This is a genomic window from Thiobacillus thioparus DSM 505, from assembly GCF_000373385.1.
Taxonomy (GTDB): Bacteria; Pseudomonadota; Gammaproteobacteria; order Burkholderiales; family Thiobacillaceae; genus Thiobacillus; species Thiobacillus thioparus.
Genome location: NZ_KB891333.1, coordinates 112,144 through 134,767, shown reverse-complemented (window position 1 = coordinate 134,767; position 22,624 = coordinate 112,144). Strand labels below are relative to the sequence as shown.

The 22,624-nt window shown below is 62.9% G+C and carries 15 protein-coding genes; 12 read left to right on the top strand and 3 right to left on the bottom strand.

What is annotated here, in order from left to right; all coding sequences use genetic code 11:
* Positions 1-22 precede the first annotated feature (22 nt).
* Both B058_RS0115955 and B058_RS0115950 read right to left on the bottom strand, forming a co-directional pair.
* Positions 23-670 carry a response regulator gene (locus tag B058_RS0115955; protein ID WP_018509501.1) on the bottom strand — a complete coding sequence of 216 codons (648 nt, stop codon included), beginning with the start codon at positions 668-670 and terminating at the stop codon, positions 23-25.
* A gap of 36 nt (positions 671-706) precedes the next feature.
* A complete protein-coding gene (locus tag B058_RS0115950; RefSeq protein WP_018509500.1) occupies positions 707-2,173 on the bottom strand; it encodes a PAS domain-containing sensor histidine kinase in 1,467 nt (488 codons plus the stop codon).
* 141 nt (positions 2,174-2,314) lie between these two features.
* Between B058_RS0115950 and amrB the strand changes: the two genes are divergently transcribed.
* The 7 genes from amrB (at position 2,315) to B058_RS0115910 (ending at position 12,424) form a co-directional block, all read left to right on the top strand.
* Positions 2,315-3,706, top strand: a complete 1,392-nt coding sequence (gene amrB / locus B058_RS0115945; protein WP_018509499.1) for an AmmeMemoRadiSam system protein B — start codon at positions 2,315-2,317, stop codon at positions 3,704-3,706.
* Positions 3,707-3,793: 87 nt separating this feature from the next.
* Positions 3,794-4,888, top strand: a complete 1,095-nt coding sequence (gene amrS, locus B058_RS0115935; RefSeq protein WP_018509497.1) for an AmmeMemoRadiSam system radical SAM enzyme — start codon at positions 3,794-3,796, stop codon at positions 4,886-4,888.
* On the top strand, positions 4,885-5,535 hold the full coding sequence (locus B058_RS0115930) for a dienelactone hydrolase family protein (RefSeq protein ID WP_018509496.1): 651 nt from the start codon (positions 4,885-4,887) through the stop codon (positions 5,533-5,535). Before amrS ends, B058_RS0115930 begins: the two co-directional genes overlap by 4 nt.
* Positions 5,536-5,580: 45 nt before the next feature.
* Entirely contained in the window at positions 5,581-6,300 is a 720-nt protein-coding gene (locus B058_RS0115925) for an ABC transporter ATP-binding protein (RefSeq protein WP_018509495.1), read from the top strand.
* 3 nt (positions 6,301-6,303) lie between these two features.
* Positions 6,304-8,850: a magnesium-translocating P-type ATPase gene (mgtA, locus tag B058_RS0115920; RefSeq protein ID WP_018509494.1), complete on the top strand. Its 2,547-nt coding sequence runs from the start codon at positions 6,304-6,306 to the stop codon at positions 8,848-8,850.
* Complete coding sequence (locus tag B058_RS0115915; RefSeq protein WP_018509493.1) at positions 8,847-11,216, top strand: ABC transporter permease; 2,370 nt, start codon at positions 8,847-8,849, stop codon at positions 11,214-11,216. The genes mgtA and B058_RS0115915 overlap by 4 nt, the downstream gene beginning before the upstream one ends.
* Positions 11,217-11,254: 38 nt before the next feature.
* Complete coding sequence (locus B058_RS0115910) at positions 11,255-12,424, top strand: efflux RND transporter periplasmic adaptor subunit (RefSeq protein WP_157265957.1); 1,170 nt, start codon at positions 11,255-11,257, stop codon at positions 12,422-12,424.
* A 3-nt stretch (positions 12,425-12,427) separates the two neighbouring features.
* On the opposite strand, the gene B058_RS0115905 is transcribed toward B058_RS0115910, so the two are convergent.
* Entirely contained in the window at positions 12,428-13,054 is a 627-nt protein-coding gene (locus tag B058_RS0115905; protein WP_018509491.1) for a phosphoribosyltransferase, read from the bottom strand.
* 291 nt (positions 13,055-13,345) lie between these two features.
* On the opposite strand from B058_RS0115905, the gene B058_RS0115900 reads away from it, so the two are divergent.
* The 5 genes from B058_RS0115900 (at position 13,346) to B058_RS0115880 (ending at position 22,622) form a co-directional block, all read left to right on the top strand.
* Positions 13,346-14,215, top strand: a complete 870-nt coding sequence (locus B058_RS0115900; RefSeq protein ID WP_018509490.1) for an efflux RND transporter periplasmic adaptor subunit — start codon at positions 13,346-13,348, stop codon at positions 14,213-14,215.
* 40 nt (positions 14,216-14,255) lie between these two features.
* Complete coding sequence (locus B058_RS0115895) at positions 14,256-15,365, top strand: efflux RND transporter periplasmic adaptor subunit (protein ID WP_018509489.1); 1,110 nt, start codon at positions 14,256-14,258, stop codon at positions 15,363-15,365.
* A 60-nt stretch (positions 15,366-15,425) separates the two neighbouring features.
* Positions 15,426-18,491 (top strand): efflux RND transporter permease subunit, encoded by a 3,066-nt coding sequence (locus tag B058_RS0115890; protein WP_245539333.1) that lies wholly within the window; start codon positions 15,426-15,428, stop codon positions 18,489-18,491.
* A gap of 103 nt (positions 18,492-18,594) precedes the next feature.
* Positions 18,595-21,231 carry an ATP-binding protein gene (locus B058_RS17155; protein ID WP_169335108.1) on the top strand — a complete coding sequence of 879 codons (2,637 nt, stop codon included), beginning with the start codon at positions 18,595-18,597 and terminating at the stop codon, positions 21,229-21,231.
* Entirely contained in the window at positions 21,228-22,622 is a 1,395-nt protein-coding gene (locus tag B058_RS0115880) for a sigma-54-dependent transcriptional regulator (protein ID WP_018509487.1), read from the top strand. The genes B058_RS17155 and B058_RS0115880 overlap by 4 nt, the downstream gene beginning before the upstream one ends.
* Positions 22,623-22,624: the final 2 nt, after the last annotated feature.

Sequence of the window (22,624 nt, the reverse complement as noted above, 5' to 3'; positions counted from 1 at the left end):
CTTGCAGCTTGTGACTTGCAACTCAGTCCAGCAGGCCGTGCTTGATGGCGTAATGCGTCAGTTCGGCATTGTTTCTCAACCGCATTTTCTGCAGCAGGCGGGCCCGGTACATGCTGATGGTCTTGACCGACAGGGCGAGCTTGTCGGCGATGGCGGAGACGGTCAGGCCCGAGGCGATCATGCACAGGGTCTGGTATTCGCGGTTGGACAGTGCTTCGTGTGGCAGGCCAGTGCGCTCGCCGCTGACTTGGCTGGCGAGTTCCTGGGCGACTTCGGCGCTGATGTATTTCTTGCCCGAGGCGACCAGGCGGATGGCGTCGACCAGCTGGTCGGGCGCACTCTGCTTGTTGAGGTAGCCCGCCGCGCCGGATTTCAGTGCCCGCACCGCATACTGGGTCTCCCGGTACATGGAGAGCATCAGCACCTTGATGCCGGGGTGCTCCTTTTTCATGAGTTCCAGTGTTTCCAGGCCGTTGCGGTCGGGCATGGAAATGTCCATCAGCACCATGTCCCAGGGTTCCAGCCGCGCCATCTGCAGGGCGCGGCTGGAACAGTCGGCCTCGCCAGCCACCACGATGTCTTCGACATCGGCCAGGATCAGCTTGAGCCCCTCACGGACGATGGCGTGGTCGTCGACGATGAGGATCCGATAGGGTTTTGCGGTTGCCACGAACGCTCTCTGCTTGGTATTGGGACGATTATGCCGTCATTCAGCCGGATCGGGCACGGGGACGGCCAGAGGAATGCGCAGGCTGACCTGGGTGCCCTGCCGTTTGGCGGGTTGTACAGTGAGCTCGCCGCCCAGCGTGGCTGCGCGCTCGATCATGCCGAGTATGCCGAAGCCATGTCCGTTTTCCGGCGCGGGCTGGAGGCCGCGGCCATTGTCGGTCAGCGTGATCCGCAAGCTGTCCGGTTCCCGCACCAGCCTGAGTTTCACCCGAGTGGCGCGGGCGTGTTTGGCGACGTTGGTCAGCGCCTCCTGCACGATGCGGAACGCGGCAATCTCCGCATCGGGGCCGAGCGGGATGGCTTCCTCGGACGCACTGAATTCATGGGGAATGTCGGTGTTGCGGGTAAAGCGTTGCAGTTGCCAGGCAATGGCAGGAACGATGCCGAAATCGAGTGCCGCCGGCCGCAGGTTGGAGGCGATCCGGTGCGCGGCCTCGAAGGTCTGGTCGACCACATTGTCCAGGTAGGCCGTGCGCTGGATCAGCAGCGGCTGGTCAGGCGGGAGGTGTCGCATCAGCCAGGACAGGCCGATCTTGATGGTGGTGAGGTTGCCGCCCAGGTCGTCGTGTACCTCGCGGGCCAGATGCAGGCGCTCCTGTTCCTTGACCGATTCGACGTGTGCGGCCAGCGCGCTCAACTGGGCCCGCGAACGCAGAAGTTCGGCCTCGGCCTGCTTGCTGTGTGTCATGTTCAGCATGATGCCATCCCAGATCGTGCCGCCCTCATCCTTGCGCTGGCTGACGCGTATCGCGACCCATTTCACATCCTTCCAGGCTTTCATCCAGATGCGGCCCTCCCAGTTGAAGGTCATGTGACCACCGTCGGCTTGCGCCAGCTGGGCCAGATAGTCGGGCCGGTCTTCCTCCAGGATCAGCTTGTAGAAGCGCTCGGGCTTGCCATGCAAGGCGGACGCCTTGATGCCGAGCAACTGGGCGGACTGCTCGCTCACGTAGCGCAGCGTGGGCGGGGCGTCGGGTCGGCGCTGGATCTGGAACGCCATGCCCGGGATATGTGCCACGATCGCGTGCATGTCCGATACCGAATGCGCCAGGGCCTGCCGCGTGGCTTCGCGCTGGCTGACGTCATTGGCAATCCAGATGAAAACCGGCTTTTCGTGGTCGGCCGAGTACAGTATCCGGACCTCGACGGGATACAGGGTGCCGTCCCGGCGGCGGCAGTGCACGCTGAGCGCGGTGCGGCGTTTTTTCCCGTGTCTGAGCAGGGTGAGCAGGGTATGGAAGGCCGGCCTGTCCTCGGGGGGTAGAAAATCCAGCGGTGTCAGTTTCTGCAAGGCCCTGGGTTGGTAGTGCAGATTCTTGGCCGCCGCCGGATTGGCCTGGACGATCCGTAGGGTGTCGGCGTCGAACACCACCACCTCGGTTACCGATTCCTGCAGGATGGCCTTGAGCAGGGTGCCTTCGTCGGCCGCTCTGGATGAAGCCATAAGTCTCCTCGATATTGGAACGATGGCGATCCGGTCGCCTCGGACACATTATTATCGGCGCAAACGCGGATCCGGCCGGGCATCACTTGAAAGCGGACAATTCCCCCAGATTTACTAGGCTGATTAATGAGGGAATGCCGTATGTCCACTATCCGCCCCGCTGCCGTTGCGGGATTGTTCTACCCGGACAATCCGATCGAGCTCAAGCGCACTGTCGCCGACCTGCTGGCCCACGCTGGGACGGGGACAGTTCGGCCGGCGCCGAAGGCCCTGATCGTACCGCATGCTGGCTATATCTATTCCGGTGCCGTTGCCGCCAGTGCCTTTTCGGCATTGGCCGACCTGCGCGGCCGCATACGCCGGGTGGTACTGCTCGGTCCCACTCACCGCGTTCCCGTCCGCGGGCTGGCACTGCCCGAGGCAGAGCGTTTTGCCACCCCGCTTGGCGAAGTCCAGCTGGACTGCGCGGGCATGCAGGCGCTCGCCGGACTGCCGCAGGTGGCGCGCAGCGCGGCGGCGCACCAGATGGAACATTCGCTGGAAGTGCAGCTGCCGTTTCTGCAGCAGGTGCTGGGCGACTTCCAGTTGCTGCCGCTGGCGGTGGGCGACGCCAGCGGCGCCGAGGTGGCCGAGGTGCTGGAGCAGGTGTGGGGCGGCGACGAGACGCTGATCGTGATCAGTTCCGATCTGTCGCATTTCCTGCCCGACGCGCTCGCTCGTCAGGTGGATGGCGAGACCGTCAAGGCCATCCTGGCGCTGAATCCGCATCTCAACCACGAGCAGGCCTGCGGCGCGACGCCGGTCAACGGCCTGCTGCTGGCGGCGCGCAAGCATGGCTTGCATCCGGTGGTGCTGGACGTGCGCAATTCCAGCGATACCGCCGGCGACCCCGAGCGGGTCGTCGGCTACGCCGCCTTCGCTTTTCAGGCCGAGGCGAGTCCCGAGAAAAGCCGAAAGGTCGAGGCTGATCAGGAGGAAGCGGAAAAAGGGTCGTTCCTGCTGAAGCTGGCGCGAGCCGGGATTGCCAAACAGTTTTGGGAGGACGTGCCGGAACCGTCGGTCAAACCCTGGATGGCCGAACCCGGGGCCAGTTTCGTCACCCTGACCCGGCAGGGCGACCTGCGCGGCTGCATCGGCACACTGGAGGCGCATCGCCCGCTGGGCATCGACGTGCGCGAGAACGCGTTGGCGGCAGCCTTTCGCGATCCCCGCTTCATGCCGCTCTCGCGCGCGGAATTCGACGATATCCGGGTCGAGGTTTCGGTTCTCTCGCCGACCGAAGCGCTGACCGTGGCGAACGAAGAGCACGCGCTGGAAACCTTGCGGCCCCACATCGACGGCGTGGTGTTCGAGTATCGCCACTACCGCAGCACTTTTTTGCCGCAGGTGTGGGAACAGCTGCCCGAACCGGCCGAGTTTCTTGCCCATCTGAAACGCAAGGCCGGCCTGCCGGTGGATTTCTGGGCCGAACAGGTACGCCTGTCGCGCTATACGGTGAGCAAGTGGAAGGAGAGGGGGGCGCATGAGCAGTGAGCCTCGACACGTGCGAACGACCGCGAATGCGGCCGCCACCGACGCGCTACCCGATATCTTCGACGTCATCCTGAAAGAGGGGGCCGCATGAGCATTCCCGAATCGCACTACCCGGCGCGCTGGTGGCATGTGCTGCCCGACGGCCGCATCGAGTGCGACCTCTGCCCGCGCTACTGCAAGCTGCACGAAGGCCAGCGGGGTCTGTGCTTCGTGCGCAAGATGGAAGGCGGCAAGATGGTGCTCACCACCTACGGCCGCTCGTCCGGTTTCTGCGTCGATCCCATCGAGAAGAAACCGCTCAACCATTTCTATCCCGGCTCGTCGGTGTTTTCCTTCGGCACCGCCGGCTGCAACCTCGCGTGCAAGTTCTGCCAGAACTGGGACATTTCCAAGTCGCGCGAGACCGACACCATGGTCGACCAGGCGATGCCGGACGAGATCGCCGAAGCCGCCGAGCGGGCCGGCTGCAAGAGCGTCGCCTTCACCTACAACGACCCGGTGATCTTCGCCGAATATGCGATGGACGTGGCCGACGCCTGCCATGCGCGCGGCATCAAGACCGTGGCGGTCACCGCCGGCTACATCACCGAGGCACCGCGCCGCGAGTTCTATGCAAAAATGGATGCGGCCAACGTCGACCTCAAGGGCTTCACCGACGATTTCTACGTCAAGCTGACCGGCGGCCACCTGCAGCCAGTACTCGACACACTGACGTACCTGAAGCGCGAGACCGACGTCTGGTTCGAGATCACCACCTTGCTGATTCCCGGCCAGAATGACTCCGACGCCGAGCTCGCGGCGATGAGCCAGTGGATCCTGCGCGAACTCGGCCCCGACGTGCCGCTGCATTTCTCCGCCTTCCATCCCGACTGGAAGATGCTCGACGTGCCGGCCACCCCGGCGTCCACGCTCACCCGCGCACGCGACATCGCGCTGAAGGCCGGCCTGCACTACGTCTACACCGGCAACGTGCACGACCCGGCCGGCGGCACCACGTCCTGCCCGAGCTGCCACGAAGCGCTGATCGTGCGCGACTGGTATCGCATCGACCACTACAGCGTCACGCCCGACGGCCATTGCCCGCACTGCGGCAGCGCCATCGCCGGCCGCTTCGGCGCGTTCAGCCATCCCTTCGGCAACCGCCGCATTCCGATCGCCATGCACCGGGAGGATCGGCCATGAGTACGTCCACCCTGGTTCACATCCCGGCGGGCGGCGTCACCGTCGAGGGCATGCTGGAGATTCCCGACGGCGCCGTCGGTCTGGTGCTGTTCGCCCATGGCAGCGGCTCGTCGCGTCATTCCCCCCGCAACAACTACGTTGCCGGCGAGCTGCGCGCGGCCGGCGTCGGCACGCTGCTGATGGATCTGCTGACCCCTGAAGAGGACCGCGATTATTCCCGCCGCTTCGACATCGACCTGTTGACCCAGCGGCTGCTGGAGGCGGCGGGCTGGGTCGGTTCGCAGGAAGCCACGAAGCATTTGCCGCTTGGCTTTTTTGGTGCCAGCACGGGTGCCGCCGCGGCGCTCGAAGCCGCCGCAGCACTGGGCGACCGGACCCGCGCCGTGGTGTCGCGCGGCGGCCGGCCCGACCTCGCCAGCGAGCAGGCACTGTTGAAGGTGAGCGCGCCGACGTTGCTGCTGGTAGGCGGCTACGATGACGGCGTGATCGACCTCAACCAGCTGGCCTACGACCAGCTGCACTGCGAGAAGGAAATGGTGATCGTGCCGGGCGCCACCCACCTGTTCGAGGAACCCGGCACGCTGGAGGCAGTGGCGATGCGGGCGGCAGGGTGGTTTGCGGAGCATCTTCCGCGCAAGGCACGGTGAGCGTGCGGGTGGCCGCCTGACAACGGGCGTGGCATGATGGCCCACATGCCGGACGCCTTTCCCAACGCCGTTTTCGTCGCTCACAACCTGACCAAGGTCTACCGCATGGGTGAAGTCGAGGTGCAGGCGCTGCGCGGCATCGACCTCACGCTCAATCGCGGCGAACTGGTGGTGCTGCTCGGCCCTTCGGGCAGCGGCAAGTCCACCTTGCTCAACATCCTCGGCGGGCTCGACGCGCCGAGCGGCGGCGAAGTCTACTACCTCGACCACAAGCTGACCGGCGCGAGCGAAGCCGAGTTGACCCGCTTCCGCCGCGAACACGTCGGCTTCGTGTTCCAGTTCTACAACCTCATCCCCAGCCTCACCGCACGCGAGAACGTCGCTGCGGTGACCGAGATCTCGCAAACGCCCATGCGTCCCGAGGATGCGCTAGCCTTGGTGGGTCTGGGCAACCGTCTCGACCATTTTCCGGCCCAGCTTTCCGGCGGCGAGCAGCAGCGCGTGGCGATCGCCCGCGCCGTCGCCAAGAATCCGGCGGTGCTGCTGTGCGACGAGCCGACCGGCGCGCTCGATTCGGCCACCGGCGTGGTGGTGCTCGAAGTGCTGGAAAAGGTGAACCGTGAACTCGGCACCCTGACCGTGCTGATCACCCACAATGTCGGCATTGCCGGCATGGCCGACCGGGTGATTCGGCTGTCCGATGGCCGGATCGCCGACATCCACGAAAACGCCACCAAGAAGCCGGCACACGATTTGGCCTGGTGAACCATGCCCGCCCCCGATCCGTTCCCCCTGGATTTCTGGCAGCCCCCGCTGGCGGAACTGCAGGCGCAGCTCGGCAGTTCGCCTGAGGGGCTCAGCGAGACAGAGGCCGAAGCCCGGCGCCGCACTTACGGGGCCAACCTGCTGCGTCCGCGCGCCGATCGGGCGTGGATACTGCAGTTCCTGGCCCACTTCTGGAATCCACTGGTGCTGGTGCTGCTGGCGGCCAGCGCGATTGCCGGGATGCTTGGCGACATGAAGAGCTTCGTCGTCATCACCGGCATCGTGCTGATGAGCGTGACGCTGGATTTCTTCCAGGAGTTTCGCGCCAGCCGCGCCGTCGAGAAGTTGCGGCACACGGTGGCCTTGCGCGCATCAGCGATACGCAATGGTCAGGCGCGTGCAATTCCCGTTGCGGAACTGGTCCCCGGTGACGTGGTTCTGCTTGCAGCCGGCGACCTGGTGCCTGGGGATGGTCGCGTGCTGGACGCGCGCGATCTGTTCGTCAATCAGGCCATGCTGACGGGCGAATCCTACCCGGTGGAAAAGCGCGCGCAGGACGAACGCCCTGGCGCCGACCTGGCTGACGCGACCAATGCGCTGTTCCTCGGCACCTCGGTGATCAGCGGGACGGGGCGCATGCTGATCGTCCGCACCGGCTCCGCGACGGCACTCGGGCAGATAGCCGATACCCTGACACAACGCCCGCAGGCCACGGCCTTCGAGCGCGGCACCCAGGCCTTCGGCGCCCTCATCCTGCGCCTTACCGTCATCCTCGTGCTGGCGGTGCTGCTGATCAACGCGGCGTTCCACCGCCCGCTGTTCGAGTCCTTCCTGTTCGCCGTGGCACTGGCGGTCGGCCTGACGCCGGAACTGCTGCCGATGGTGCTGTCGGTCACGCTGTCGCAGGGCGCGATGCGGCTGGCGCGGCGTCGCGTCATCGTCAAGCGGCTTTCCGCCGTGCAGGAGCTCGGCGGCATCGACGTGCTGTGCACCGACAAGACAGGCACCCTGACCGAAGGCCATATCCGGCTGGAGCGGCATGTCGACATCCTCGGTCGCGACAGCGCGCGCGTGCTGGAACTCGCCTACCTCAACAGCCAGTTCGAGACCGGCATCCGCAGCCCGCTCGACGAGGCGATCCTCGCACACACGCACATCGACGTCAGTCCCTGGCGCAAGATCGATGAGGTGCCTTTCGACTTCGAGCGGCGCCGGGTTTCGGTGCTGCTCGACCGCGACGGCGTACGCAGCCTGTTTGTGAAGGGATCGCCCGAGGACATGCTGCGCCTGTGCGCACGCTACGAAGACGGGGAGCAGACGCCAGTGCTGGACGACGCGGCACGCGAACAGGCGCTGGCCCTCTTCGAGGCGCTGAGCCGCGACGGATTCCGCGTGCTCGGCATCGCCTGGCGCCAGACCCCGCCGCATCAGGATCACGCCGTGGTCACCGACGAGAGCGAACTGGTGTTCTGCGGCTTCGCGGCCTTTCTCGACCCGCCGAAAGCCAGCGCGGCGCCGGCGCTCGCCGCGTTGGCGGCCAGCGGCGTGACGGTGAAGATCGTCAGCGGCGACAACGAACTCGTCGCGCGCTACATCTGCGACAAGCTGGGTGTGACGATCGCCGGTGTGCTCAACGGCAACGACATCCAGGCCATGAGCGATCCCGCCCTGCACGCGCAGGTGGAGCGGGTCAACCTGTTCTGTCGCGTCACCCCCGCGCAAAAAACGCGGATCATCGAAGCCCTGCGGGCGCGCGGCCACGTGGTGGGCTTCCTCGGCGACGGCATCAACGACGCGCCGGCCCTGCACGCCGCCAACGTCGGCATCTCGGTCGACAGCGCGGTCGACGTCGCCAAGGAAGCAGCCGACCTGGTGCTGCTGGAACACGACCTGAACGTGCTGCAGGAGGGCGTGCGCGAAGGCCGGCGCACCTTCGGCAACGTCACCAAGTACATCATGATGGGTACCAGTTCCAACTTCGGCAACATGTTCAGCATGGCCGGCGGCACGCTGTTTTTGCCTTTCCTGCCAATGCTGCCGATCCAGATTCTCCTCAACAATTTCCTCTACGACCTGTCGGAGATCGCCATCCCGCTCGACCGGGTGGACGAGGACACCCTGGCCCACCCGCGGGTGTGGGACATGCACTTCATCCGCAACTTCATGCTGGCCCTGGGGCCGGTGAGTTCGGTGTTCGACTTCCTGACCTTCTTCGTGATGCTGAAGGTGTTCCAGGCGAACGAGGCGCTGTTCCATACCGGCTGGTTCATCGAGTCCATTGCCACCCAGGTGCTGGTCATCTTCATCATCCGCACCCGCGGCAGCCCGCTCGCCAGCCGGCCCAATGTCTGGCTGGTGGCGCTGTCGCTTGCCGTGGTGGCGGTGGCGGCGTTGCTGCCGTGGCTGCCGTTCGCCGGCGAGCTGGGCTTCGTTGCGCCGCCGCCCGCGTTCTACGCGGTGCTGGCCGGCATCGTCGCCGCCTATCTCGCGGTCATGCTGTGGGCCAAGCAGCTGTTCTACCGGCACTGGGAACGGCGTCACCCGCGATGAAGGCGCTCGACCGCAAACTCTTCCGTGATCTCTGGCACATGCGCGGGCAGGTGCTGGCGATTGCGGCGGTCATCATGGGCGGCGTCGCGACCATGGTGATGTCACTGTCCACCTACGATTCGCTGGTCGGCACGCGCGACCGCTTCTATGGTGAATACCGTTTCGCCGACGTATTCGCCGGCCTCAAGCGCGCCCCCCAGCCGGTGGCGGAACGGCTCGCCGGCGTGCCAGGGGTGGAACGGCTGGAAACGCGGGTGAGGGCCGGAGTGAAGCTGGAAGTGGCCGGGTTTTCCGATCCGATCACCGGCCAGATCCTGTCCCTGCCGGACGTCGGCGAGGCGCAGCTCAACCGTCTGTATTTCAAGCGCGGACGCTCGGTGCAGCCATGGAGCACGGACGAGGTGGTGGTGTCCGACACCTTCGCCGATGCCCACCATCTGCAGCCCGGCGACACGCTCGCCGCCATCATCCACGGCAAGCGCAAGACACTCACCGTCGTCGGCGTCGCAGTGTCGCCGGAATACGTCTACCAGATCGCGCCGGGCGCCATGTTTCCCGATTTCAAGCGTTACGGCGTGCTGTGGATGGCGCGCAACGCGCTCGGCATCGCCTACGACATGAAAGGCGCGTTCAACCAGGTCAGTCTGACGCTGGCGCGCGACGCCAACGAGCAGGACGTGATCGACCGCGTCGACGCGATCCTGGCCGACTACGGCGGTACCGGTGCCTATGGACGAAAAGATCAGTTTTCCAACCGCTTTCTCAGCGAGGAATTGAAGCAACTGCGCACCATGGCCACCATTTTCCCGGCCATCTTCCTCGGCGTCGCCGCTTTCCTGCTGAACGTCGTGCTGAGCCGGCTCATTGCGCTGCAGCGCGAGCAGATCGCCATCCTCAAGGCATTCGGCTACAGCTATGCGGCGATCGGCACGCACTACGTCAAGATGGTGCTGCTGATGGCGCTGCTTGGCGTGGCGGCCGGGGTGGCGCTCGGCACCTGGTTCGGCCAGGGGCTGTCGCATGTCTACAGCGAAACGACCTTCCGCTTTCCCTATCTCGATTACCGGCTGCAGCCAGGCACGGTGCTGATCGCGCTGGCGGTGTCGGCGCTGGCGGCCGTGAGCGGCACCCTGGTGTCCGTCATGCGCGCGGTGCGGTTGCCGCCGGCCGAAGGCATGCGCCCGGAGATGCCGGCGCGATATCGCACCAGCCTGGTCGAGCGCATCGGACTGCAGCGCTGGCTGGCCGCGCCGTCGCGGATGATCCTGCGCCACATCGGGCGGCGCCCGCTGAAGTCGCTCTTGACCGTGCTCGGCATCGCCTGTGCCTGCGGCCTGATGATGGTGGGCAACTACCAGAAGGGCGCGATCGATTTCATGGTCGACGTGCAGTTCCGCCAGGCCTCGCGCGAGGATCTCGCACTGGCGTTCATCGATCCGACCTCCGGCCGCGCGCTGCACGAACTCGCCGCACTGCCTGGCGTCGACTTTGTCGAAGGCTATCGCGACGTGCCGGCGATCCTGCGTTTCGGCCAGTACCGGCATCGCGCCGCGCTGTTCGGCATCCAGCCGGAAGGCCGGCTGCACCGCTCGCTCGACAGCCGGCTGAAGCCGGTGGCGGTGCCGCCGGGCGGGGTGGTGCTCACCGATTACCTGGCAAACGACATCCTGCACGTGAAGCCGGGCGACATGTTGACGGTGGAGGTGCTGGAAGGCAGCCGGCCGGTGCGGCAGGTGCCGGTGCTCGGCATCACCCAGCAGTATCTGGGCGTGTCGGCCTACATGCAGAAGGACTCGGTGAATGCACTGATGCGCGAGGGCAATACAGTGACCGGTGCCTACCTGGCGGTGGAGCCGGGCACCGAGCCGGAACTCTATGCCAGGCTGCACGAGCGCCCGCGCGTGCTCGGCATGGTCGCCAACAAGACGGCGGTCCAGAGCTTCTACGCCACGATCGGCGAATTCATCCTGTTCTACAACCTGGTGGCCACGGTTCTCGCGGGCGCCATCGGTTTCGGGGTGGTCTACAACAGCGCGCGCATCGCGCTGTCGGAACGCGGGCGCGAGCTTGCCAGCCTGCGGGTGCTGGGCTTCACCCGCGGCGAGATCGCCTATATCCTGCTGGGAGAGCTGGCGCTGCTGACGCTGGCGGCGATTCCGGTCGGCTTCCTGGTCGGCGTCGGCCTGGTCGGCATCCTGGTGGTGGCGTTCCAGAGCGAACTGTACCGGCTGCCGCTGATCCTGACGCCGGAAAACTACGCCATGGGGGCGAGTGTCGTCATCGTCTCGGCGCTGCTGTCCGGGCTTCTGCTCTGGCGACGCCTTGGCCGGCTGGATCTGGTGGCAGTTCTGAAAACACGCGAATAGGAACAACGACAGCTATGCGGCTACGCGCAAAAATCGGAATGCTCGCCATCGCTGCGGTGGTGGCCGTGGGCCTCGTGATCGGCTTCATGCCGCGTGCGGTGCCGGTCGATGTCGCAGAGGTGAAACGGGCGCCGCTCACAGTGACGGTGGAGGAGGAAGGCAAGACCCGGGTGCGCGAGCGCTACCTGGTGTCGGCACCGGTCGCCGGCTATGCGCGGCGCATCGATCTCAAGGCCGGTGATGCCGTTGCCGCCGGCCAGGTTCTCACAGTGATCGAGCCGGCGCGCTCGGTGGCGCTCGATCCGCGCACCCGCGTGCAGGCCCAGGCGCAGGTGAGCGCCGCACAGGCCGCGCTGGTGGTGGCGCAGGAAAATGCGCGCGCCGCCGTCGCCGCCGCAGAGCTGGCGCAGCAGGAGCGCGGCCGCGCCGAATCCCTGCGGCAGTCGAATTTCGTCTCCGCCCAGGCACTCGATACTGCGCGAAGCGCAGAAACCCGTGCCCGCGCGGCGGAGCAGGCTGCGCAGTATGCGGTCAGGGTGGCGCGGTTCGACCTGGAGACGGCGCGCGCGGCGGCGGCCAGCACCGCGCATCTGCAGGCCGGCGGTGCGGCCGAAGCGCTGCAGGTGCATGCGCCGGTGGCTGCACGCGTGCTCAGGGTGCAGCATGAAAGCGAAGGCCCGGTGACGGCCGGCCAGCCTCTGCTCGAGATCGGCAATCCCGAAAGCCTGGAAGCCGAGGTGGAAGTGCTGTCCACCGATGCGGTGAAGATCGTGTCGGGATCGAAGGTGATCCTGGATCGCTGGGGTGGCGACCAATCGATCGAGGGCAGGGTACGCGTCGTCGAGCCGGGCGGCTTCACGAAAATCTCCGCGCTCGGCGTCGAGGAGCAGCGGGTGCGCGTCATCGTCGACTTCACTTCGCCGCGTGAGGCGTGGGCACGGCTCGGCGACGGCTACCGGGTGGAGGCGCGTTTCGTGCTGTGGGAAGGCCAGGACGTGCTGCAACTGCCGACCAGCGCATTGTTCCGGCTCGGCTCGGGGTGGGCGGCATTTAGGCTGGATGGTCGACACGCCCGCCAGACACCGGTCGAAATCGGCCAGCGTGCCGGGCTGGTGACCCAGGTGCTGTCGGGGCTCAAGGCCGGCGACCGGGTGGTGGCGCATCCGGACGAAACGATCCGTGACAGTGTGCGCGTGAAGCCGCGCTGACGCTCAAGTCTGCTTGAGGATGGCCTCGACTTGGGCGTCGTCGATCTGCGGAAATTCCGTATAGAACTGCCCCACCGCCTGGAAGGACATCGGCGTCGACAGGCAGACTACCTCGTCCGCATAGGGTCGGATCTTTTCCACCGTGTCGACCGGGGCCACCGGCACCGCGCAGATCAGGCGTGCCGGTTTCTTGTCGCGCAGCGCATGCAGCGCGGAAATCATCGTTGCACCTGTCGCCAGCCCGTCATCGACCACGATGACGATGCGCCCGGTGGGGTCGATCGGCGGGCGCAGCGGCGTGTACTGTGCCCGCCGTTTCTTGATGACGTCGAGCTGGGCCTGTCTTTCTTGCGCGAGATAGGCTGGCGTGCCGCCGACCGACTCCGCGTAGTCGGCCACATACGTCCAGCCCGATTCGTCGATCGAGCCAATGGCGAATTCCGGATTGAAGGGGGCGCGCAGCTTGCGTACCAATACCACGTCGAGCTCGCCTTCGAGGGCCCGCGCGAGCTGCTGCCCCATCGGCACGGCGCCGCGCGGAATGGCAAGAATCAGGGGATGCTGGCCTTTGTACGAGGCCAGGGCCGTCGCGAGACGCTCCGCGGCCTGATGGCGGTTGGCGAAAACCATGGTTAACCCCTATTCCCTTTAATGTTTTTATCTTAGTTGCAATAACGACGAGCACGCGATGCCATGAGCCATTTTATGTAGGGACGGGAAGCCGGAACATTTCCTTTCCTGCGTGCCTGGACTGTTCCAGAAAACGCGGGTCAAGCCATTGATGTTCCGTATTGAAACATCATGAAACGCCGATTGGGGGAATGAGGGCTCACCGCGGCGCGTATGCGGGGGGTCGGACAGTGGCACAGTCATTGCTGACGGGTTGGACGGTACATTCTGGAACGGCTGTCCATACTGATCATGCTGCCCGCCATCATTGGTTGCACTGCGTTGTTTTGTCTATTGACCGGTCTGCAACAGCAGGCGTGGGCGCATTCCGATTCGTCCGTGTTTAGCGCGCCTGCCGCAGCCCATCATCATGACGATGAAGAGGCGGAGGCGGAGCCGGCGAAGCTTTATCCGGCCAAGGTATCGATCGATCCCCGTCATATGGTGAGTGTGGTAATCAAGATCAACGCCCGCATGGCCAATCTCCGCAACGTGTATGTCGGAAAAAGAGTGAGCCGGGGCGAGGTGCTGGGCGAGATAGAAAGCGCCGAACTGGAGACGGTGCAGGCTACCTATCTGGGCTTGTTTGCCAACATGGATGCTGTCCGGGCATTTTCCATGACCAGCGAAGAGAAGATGGTCGATGCGCGCATGAATCTGCTCTGGCGCGGTATGTCGGAGGAGGATATCAAACGTCTGGAAGCAACGCGCCAGCCGCTCAAGCTGATCAAGATCAAGGCCCCGACCTCGGGCTACCTGTATAGCCTGAATGTGGTCAACAACCAGATTCTCAATGCCGGTACACAGGGCGGCCAATACGCGACCAGTGGCACCACGATCGCCACGATCGCTCAGCCTGGCGCAATCGTGGTGGAAGCGAGTTTACCGGTAAGCGAGGCTTCGGCGATCAAGCCGGGACAGTCTGCCAAGGTCTATGTGACTGATCCAGCCAAGGGGCGGATAGCGGTGGCCGCGAAGGTGCAGCGTGTGTATGCCTTTGTGAACCCGGTCAGTCAGAGACAGTGGGTGCGGTTACAAGTTTTCAGTGCGCCTGAGCGTCTGGGTCTGCTGAATGGGGTGGTGGCAACGGTCAGTTTTTCGGGGGACGCGCATGTTCATTAAGGTGGTATTGGCGCTTCCCATTGTTTTGCTTGCGCTAAGTATGTCCGCCCTGGTTCATGCGCATGGCGACTCTGGGGTATTCGAACAGATCGTCGAACGCAACCGTGAAGCCAGCGAGGTCAGGCTGCCCTCGGGCGTGCGTGACATTGGAGACGTTATCACGCTCGCATCGGTCAGGGCCGATGCTCCTGCCAAACGGCTGAGGACTTACGGCCAGGTCGTGCCCAATGCCGAGGCGGTTCTGGATGTAAATACTGTCGTCAGCGGCCAGATTGTTCAGGTGTTCGTGCGCCCCGGCGACAGCGTGAGAAAGGGACAGCCGATGGTGTCCATTTTCAATCCCGAGTTCATCACGACCCAGAAGGGGTATTTGCAATTCCTGCAGAACGAAGAGCGGCTTCAGGTTCTTCGCGAAGAGGGACGTCTGCCGAACTATCTCAAGGATGCCAAGGAGAACCTGCGCTGGTGGGGGATGAGCGATCCCCAGATTACCGCGTTGATCGACAAGGGGACAGTGGTGGAACACCTCATCCTGGAGGCCCCCACCGATGGATTCGTCACCGACATGTTCGTGCAGCCCGGATCGCTGATCAATGCAGGAGACCGCACCATGAAGCAGTTCGTGGTGATAGGAAAGTCGGTGGCGCGCATGGTGTCCAGCAAGCAGTCATTGTGGGTGGAAGGCTATATCTATGCTGGTCAGGAGGCCCTGCTTCGGCCAGGCATCAAGGTCGAGGTCGCCTTGCCTGGCGGCGTAAGGATGCAGCGCCCGATATCCGAGGTGGTGCCGGGTATCGATCCCCGGACACAACGTGCCCGTTTCCTGCTGGATCTGGGGCGCAGCGTGCCTGGACTGGCCACCGGCCAGACGGTGGAGCTTGTGCTCGCCCTGGATGGCCGGGTGGGAATTTGGGTGCCGCGCCAATCGGTTCTGGGCCAGAAGCTGGATCCGGTCGTGTATGTGCAAGCTGCGCCCGGGCACTACCTGCGCAAGCCGATAGCAGTATTGGGCGAAACGGAGGGTTGGCTCCAGGTGACGGGTGTCGATCCGCGCGACCGGGTGGTGGTCGACGGCAAGATGATTCTGGAAGGGGTGTACCGCATGTCCGGCAATCATGCCAGCGCCGCAAACGGCGACCACCATCACTGAGACGGATGAACGAAGATGTTTGATTGGGCAATCAAGTGGTCTCTTAAGAACCGGCTGGCCGTGGTGCTGCTTTATGTGTTGATGGCCGGCGCGTCGATCGCCGCTGCGCTGCACATGGCGGTGGATGTATTCCCGGAATTTGCGCCGCCGCAGGTGCAGATCCAGACCGAAGTGCCGGGTTACTCGACTAAAGACGTGGAAGGGCTGGTCACCCGGCCGATCGAGATCGTCCTGCAGGGAGCCCCGTATATCGATCAAATCCGATCCAACTCGTCGGTCGGCCTGTCGCGCATCACGATCACATTCAAATGGGGCGTCGATATTTATCGTGCTCGCCAGATCATCCAGGAACGATTGCAGCTGGTGCAGGGCCAGTTGCCCGACTCGGCCCAGGCTCCCCAATTGATGCCGGTCACGTCGGCAGTGAGCTGGTTGCTCAAGTTCGCCTTGGTCGACTGGTCTGGCGAAAACCGCGAACATGAGTTGCGTACGCTGGCGGACTGGGATATTCGCAATCGTGTGCTGGCCCAGCCGGGCGTCGCGTCTGTGGTGGCAGTGGGTGGCGGGGTGAAGCAGTACCAGGTGATGCTTGATCCCATTCGCATGCGCAAGTATGACGTGTCCAGCGAAGAGGTGATGCAGGCCCTGCGCCGCGCCAATCTGGTGGCGTCCGGAGGGTTCGTCTACCCTACCAGTGAGGAGGAATATTTCATTCGCGTCAATGGCCGGGTGCAGAGCCTCCGCGATGTGGCCGAGACACTGATTGTCATGCGTGAAGGCCAGCCTATCCGGGTCGAGGATGTGGGGGAGGTGCGCTTTGGAAGCGAGGTAAAACGAGGCGATGGCCAGATCTTCGGCGGCCCGGCCGTGATCGGAACCGTTTCCAAGCTATGGGGTGCGGACACGCTGGAAACCACGCACAACGTCGAGAAGGCGCTGGCCAATCTGGCGCGCAGCCTGCCCGCGGATATTCAGCTGATTCCCGATGTATTCCGCCAGGCAAGTTTCATCGAGACTGCTATCGCCAATCTGCGAGACGCATTGCTCGATTCCTCCCTTATCGTGGCGCTGGTGCTGCTGCTGTTCCTGTTCCGCTGGCGTCCCACTGCGATCAGCCTGATTGCCATTCCCGTTTCCCTGATGGCTGGTGTACTGGTGCTGTGGCTTTTTGGCATCGGCATCAACGCCCTGACCCTGGGAGGACTGGTGTTCGCCATTGGCGAAGTCGTGGACGATGCCATCATTGACGTCGAGAATATTCTGCGCCGCTTGCGTGAAAACAAGCAGGCTGCGGATCCGTTGCCTGCGCTGGAGATCGTTTACGAAGGCTCGCGCGAGATACGCAATTCGGTGGTATTCGCCACCTTCGTGATCATCGTGGCCTTCATGCCGATCTTTTTTCTCCAGGGCATCGAGGGCCGTATCTTCCGGCCGCTGGCGATCTCCTACTTGGCGGCCATTGCCAGTTCTCTTGTGGTTGCCATCACGCTCGTGCCGGTTCTGAGTTACTACCTCATGGGGCGGCGGCCGCAATATCAGAGCTATGGCTTGAGCCCCATTTCCGACATGCTGCTCAGCCGTTATGCGAAGGTATTGAAACCCTGTCTGGATCGGCCCTTGCCGACGGCCGCGATGTCCGCATTGATCCTGGTCGCAGCGATCCTGGTGATTCCGTCCCTTGGCCGATCCTTTATTCCCGCCTTCCACGAGGGCAATCTGGTGATCGCGACCACGCTGATGCCGAGTACGTCACTGGAGGAAAATTTGCGTGTGGGCCGCAAGATCGAGCAATTGATCGGCGATATGCCGGAGATTGCCAGCCTCGCCCAGCGTGCCGGACGCTCGCGTCTGGACGAGGATGCCCAGCCAGTGAATTTCAGCGAGTTCGATATTGCTCTCAAGCCGGGTACCCGCAACGTGCCCGAGGTGATGCAGCGCATCCGTGACAAGCTGACGCAGATTCCAGGCATGTCGGTCAATGTGTCCCAGTTCATCACCCACCGCATGTCGGAGATCCTGTCCGGGGTGCGTGCCCAGGTTGCAGTGAAGATCTATGGCCAGGATTTCGGGGTGCTGCAGCAGAAGCAACAGGAAGTCTATCAAGCGGTGAAGGGCGTGACGGGCGTGGTGGATTTGCAGATGGAGCCGATGGTTTTGGTACCTGGTGTCGATATCCGGGTCAATCGGACCGTCGCAGCCGCCTATGGATTCACCCCGGGTGCGGTCGTTACCCAGGTCAGTGCCGCGTTCAATGGGGTGGCGGTATCCAAAGTTCTGGAACAGGACCGTACCTTCGATATTTTCATGCGTGTGAACGAAGCAGCCCGCAGCGATATCCAGACCTTGGGCGAGATGCCGCTGATGTCACCTGGCGGTGCAGTCATTCCATTGCGTGAAGTGGCCGAGCTGAAATCGGTGCAGGAGCCTTACATGATCAACCGCGATGGTGCCGCACGCCGAGCGGTGGTGCAATGGAACACCGAAGGACGCGATCTTGACGGGGTGGTACGGGAGGCCCAGGACCGCATTCGCGACAAGGTTACGTTGCCGCCTGGCTACAGTATTGAATTTGGCGGCGACTACGAGGGTCAGCAACGTGCATCCCGCACCCTGTTGGTGACGTCCGCCGCTGCAATACTGTTGATGTCGGTCGTTATGTATCAGGCGTTCCGGAGCTGGTCGTTGGTATCGCTGGTCATGCTCAATTTGCCTTTGGCTCTGATCGGCGGCGTATTCGCACTTGCACTGGCCGGAGAGACCCTCAACGTATCCTCGCTGATCGGCATGATTGCCCTGTTCGGCGTGGCCACCCGCAATAGCCTGTTACTGATATCCCGCTATCAGTCCCTACTTCGCATGCGTCCAGACCTCAATGCCAGAGAAATCGCCTTGAAAGGGTCGGTGGACCGCCTGGTCCCTATTTTGATGACGGCATTTACAGCCGCACTGGCTGTGATTCCACTGATTATGGGCGACCCCACTGGAAAGGAATTGCAACGGCCGCTGGCTATTGTTTTGCTGGGTGGCATGTTGAGCTCGACCCTGCTCAATCTGCTGGTGATCCCGACGCTCTTCCACTGGATGGCCAGCCGCCGCAAGGGCTGGCTGGTGCCGAGCGGATTGTGAGCCGATAATCCTTGTCCGGACTGCGCTGACCTAACATGAAGTAGGTGGTTTATCCGCGGCCGCCAAGGCTGGAGCAAACGCAATGCAGGTGAAATTTTTTCGAATGGAACGTGGAATCGGGCTGCCTGAATCGGACCGGTCGGGCAACCTGCTCGAGACCGGAGTGATGCTGTGGGTGATATTCCTGCTTTTGCTCCCGATCCTGCTGTTTGGGAATCTTTCTCCTCATCTGCTCGCGCAGCAGTTTGTCGAGATCAAGAGCCACATGCTGATCGAGTCATTCTGCGGCTTTGTAGCGTTGATGGTCGCCGGCATGATTCTGGCCGTGAGCGCGAGACAAAAGAGCTACGACGGGGCTTTTTTCGGAATGGCTTTCCTGTCCATGGGGGTCATGGACATCCTGCATGCCTGGTCGAATCCGGGCCCGGAGTTGCACCATTTTGTCGCCTACCATACCGTCTCTTCCCTGTCTGGGAGCGGGCTGATCCTGGCCGGCATCGTGGCCCATATTTTCTCCGATCGGAAACGCTGGCCTACTCACAGCGATGTGTTCACTGTGGGGATGGGGGGGCTGGTCGTACTGGTGGTGGCGGTCTTGTATCAGATATTCATTCCGAACCTGATGTCGGGCACTTACCCCGATTCCCTGGATTTTCTGCCGACCACGCATAGCGTGCATTACCTGGCCAGCTTTCTCTATGCGCTCGATGCCGTTGCGTTTTACGGTTATTACCGGAAGTATCGGAAAAGCCTTGCACTTGTGATCGCCAGTCTGCTGATGGTGTTTGCCCAGAGTGCCTATCTGTTTAACTTCTCCAAACTATGGGACATCATCTGGTGGGGGTGGCACGGGGTCAAAATGATGTTCTATCTGGGCGTCATGATCACGGTGTCAGTCGGTTTCCTGCTGGCGCTCAATACCATTGAGCGCTCGCGCCATGTTCTGATGCGCGCCAACCGGCGACTGCATCGCACCCAGCGCAGGATCAGAAACGTCAATCAGGAACTTAGAATACGCAACCGCATGGCACGCGAGGCGATGACCTCGCCCGATCTCAACAATGCGCTCGATGTGGTCTCCGGTGCGGTCAACCAACTGCTGGGTATCCCCTGTGGTGAGTTGATCCTGAGCATTCCGGCGGATGAAGTCGATGAGTTCGAGCGGCACATGCCCCAATTGGGATCACACTGGCCCATTCGCGCCAAGGCGTCGAACGCCACCTGTTTTGGACAAAGCTGCCAGTTGGTGAGGGAGTCGGGTGGCAGCTATTACGAGTGCTCTTCCGGTACGGTCGATCAGTCGGTTTGCCTGTCGCTCACGGCAAGCGGTCAGGAGATCGGCCACCTTCGGCTGCTCATGGAAGATCGCGAGCACTTGCGCCAGCGCATGGGCCAGTTGCAGGCGTTGGCGGCGGAGATTGGCACTATCGTCAACAATGCGTTGCTTTACCACCGCTGGCTGGATGCCAACGAATTCCGGGCCGCCTTGCTACGGGTATCGGCCATGATGACCTCAACCCTGAACCTCAAGCGGGTGCTTGAATCGGTATGCAGCGAAAGCGCTGCCCTGCTGGACAGTGAAGGGGCGCTGGTCTGGCTTCCCAGCGAGAAGGAACCCGGGCGCTTTACTCTGGCGGCCCGATGGTTTGCCGACAGCGACAAGGCTTGTACTGCCGAATTGGAGGCCTGGTGTCGCGATGGCCGTTCGTGCGCACGGCTTCTGAATAATATCGACGGCCACTTCCGTCCCCGTGCCATGCTGTGGTCGGACAGTCAGGCGTTGTTGGTCTCAGGACAGCCATTGGGCTGCCATTGGGGAGCGATGGCGCTGTTTCCCCTGCTGGACGAAGAGCGCTTGATCGGCGCCATGGTGCTGATACGCAGGGAGAGGGTGCAATTCAGCGAGGCGACCCTGGCCAAGGGGGAACTGCTCGCTGGCCAGGTCCGCATCGCAATCAATAATGCTCATAGCTACCAGCAATTGTCCGAAATCAACCAGCAACTTAAACTGTCCGAGGCAAACAAAATCCGCGCGGAACGCCTGGCAGCGCTGGGTCAGATGGCTGCCTCGGTGGCGCATGAGGTACGCAATCCGCTGTCGGCCATTACCAATTGTCTGGCGGTGTTGAAGGCGGAACGTAATACCGGGGGCCGAAGCCATGACGCCCTGGAAATCATCCAGGACGAGGTGGCGCGGCTGGATAATCTGACGCGCGACTTCCTTATGTTCGGCAAGCCGCGTGTGATGGCAAACAAGCCGGTGGTGCTGGAGGCGCTGGTTTACAAGGTGTGTGCAGCCCTGGAACGCCATGTTCAGCAACAGGGACAAATGATTGAAGTAGAAGCGGACATCTCGGGCAACGCCATGCCCCATCTGTTTGATGCGGACGGACTGGAAGTCGTATTGTGGAACCTCCTGCTCAATGCGTCGCAGGCCATTCATGGGCGGGGCCACGTGTATGCCACGGTACGTGTCTACCCCGGCTGGTTTCTGCTGGTCGTGGCGGATACCGGCAAGGGCATCCCGCCCGTGGAGCGCAAGCTGATTTTTGAGCCGTTTTATACCCAGCGTTCGCATGGTGCCGGGCTGGGGCTCGCCATCGTGCAGCGCTTCGTGCAGGAGTGGGGCGGCCGTATCCGCATTGCAAGCCAGGTGGGGCGCGGCACGCGGTTTTATGTGCGTGTGCCCTTGCCCGAACCGGTCGACGCGACCATTGACCGTACGATAGCAATGGCATGAGTAGCAAACCGCTTCATATCCTGCTGGTGGACGACCAGAAAAGCCTGCGCCGTAGCCTGTCGCTCATGCTGCTGGGCGCCGGCTTCGACACTAGCGAGGCGGAAAGCGGCAGCCAGGCGTTGACGATATTGAGCCAGGCTGAATACGACCTGGTGATTACCGATTTGCGTATGGATGACATGTCCGGGATTGATCTGCTGCGCGAGATCAAGCAGATCAATCCCCATCTGCCGGTGATCCTGATCACAGCCTATGGCAGCATCGAATCGGCAGTCGATGCGATGCGCCTGGGCGCATTTGATTACCTCACCAAGCCGTTCAGCGAACACGATATTCTGGAGAAAATCCACGCCAGCCAGGCATTGCGCAATTACGTCACTGCAATGCGCATGCCCTCCACGGCGGAGTTGCGTGAGGCAGACGACATCGTGGCCGATACCCCGCAGATGCGCGCGACCCTGATCAAGGCGGAACGGCTGGCGGCCACCGACATCAGCGTGCTCATTACCGGCGAGACCGGCACCGGGAAGACCCGCATTGCCCGTCTCATCCACGAGAAAAGTGCGCGCAGCGGGCATGCCTTTGTCAGCATCAATTGCGCCAGCTTACCGGAGCAGCTTCTGGAGAGCGAACTGTTTGGTCATGTGCGGGGCAGCTTCACCGGCGCGACCGATTCCCGTGCCGGTCTGTTTGAGGAAGCGGACGGTGGCACCATTTTTCTGGACGAGGTGGATACCCTGTCGCCCGCGATGCAGGCCAAGCTATTGAGCGTATTGCAGGAGCGGCAGATCCGCCGGGTGGGATCGAACAAGAGCAAACAAGTGGATATCCGGGTGATCTCCGCCACCAATCAGGTGCTCGACAGCCTCATGGAACGTGGGCATTTCCGTTCCGACCTGTATTTTCGTCTCAACGGTATCCGACTGCATCTGCCGCCGCTCCGCGAGCGGGGCGAGGACCTCAAGCGGCTGCTGACGCGTTTTCTCGAAGTCTACAGCGCCAAGTACAGGCGAAGCGGACTCAGTCTGACGTCGCGTGCCCTGGCTTGCGTACTGGCTTATCCTTACCCAGGGAATATCCGCCAGTTGGAAAACTTCGTGGAACAAATGGTGGTTTTCGCTGACGAGCAGGGGGTGATCGATATCAACGCTCTGCCCGAAGATCTGTTGCAGCATCTGGGCAGCATACCCGTGGCCAATGATGCCTCCGCCCCGTTGTCGCAAGGAGAGGGTGGCAGCCTTGCCAAGACCGAGCGCATGTTGATCGAGGCTGCCTTGCAGCGTGCCAGGCATATCGGCGAGGCTGCGCGTGAATTGGGTATCGGCCGTACCACTCTGTGGCGCAAGATGCGCGAATTCAATCTCCAGTTCACGCCAAGTCGGCGCGAATAATG

Bases quoted from the DNA above. Each gene is read 5' to 3' on its own strand.
- B058_RS0115950 (WP_018509500.1), bottom strand. From the start codon at position 2,173: ATGGCTTCATCCAGAGCGGCCGACGAAGGCACCCTGCTCAAGGCCATC.
- amrB (WP_018509499.1), top strand. From the start codon at position 2,315: ATGTCCACTATCCGCCCCGCTGCCGTTGCGGGATTGTTCTACCCGGAC.
- amrS (WP_018509497.1), top strand. From the start codon at position 3,794: ATGAGCATTCCCGAATCGCACTACCCGGCGCGCTGGTGGCATGTGCTG.
- B058_RS0115930 (WP_018509496.1), top strand. From the start codon at position 4,885: ATGAGTACGTCCACCCTGGTTCACATCCCGGCGGGCGGCGTCACCGTC.
- B058_RS0115925 (WP_018509495.1), top strand. From the start codon at position 5,581: ATGCCGGACGCCTTTCCCAACGCCGTTTTCGTCGCTCACAACCTGACC.
- mgtA (WP_018509494.1), top strand. From the start codon at position 6,304: ATGCCCGCCCCCGATCCGTTCCCCCTGGATTTCTGGCAGCCCCCGCTG.
- B058_RS0115915 (WP_018509493.1), top strand. From the start codon at position 8,847: ATGAAGGCGCTCGACCGCAAACTCTTCCGTGATCTCTGGCACATGCGC.
- B058_RS0115910 (WP_157265957.1), top strand. From the start codon at position 11,255: ATGCTCGCCATCGCTGCGGTGGTGGCCGTGGGCCTCGTGATCGGCTTC.
- B058_RS0115905 (WP_018509491.1), bottom strand. From the start codon at position 13,054: ATGGTTTTCGCCAACCGCCATCAGGCCGCGGAGCGTCTCGCGACGGCC.
- B058_RS0115900 (WP_018509490.1), top strand. From the start codon at position 13,346: ATGCTGCCCGCCATCATTGGTTGCACTGCGTTGTTTTGTCTATTGACC.
- B058_RS0115895 (WP_018509489.1), top strand. From the start codon at position 14,256: ATGTCCGCCCTGGTTCATGCGCATGGCGACTCTGGGGTATTCGAACAG.
- B058_RS17155 (WP_169335108.1), top strand. From the start codon at position 18,595: ATGGAACGTGGAATCGGGCTGCCTGAATCGGACCGGTCGGGCAACCTG.
- B058_RS0115880 (WP_018509487.1), top strand. From the start codon at position 21,228: ATGAGTAGCAAACCGCTTCATATCCTGCTGGTGGACGACCAGAAAAGC.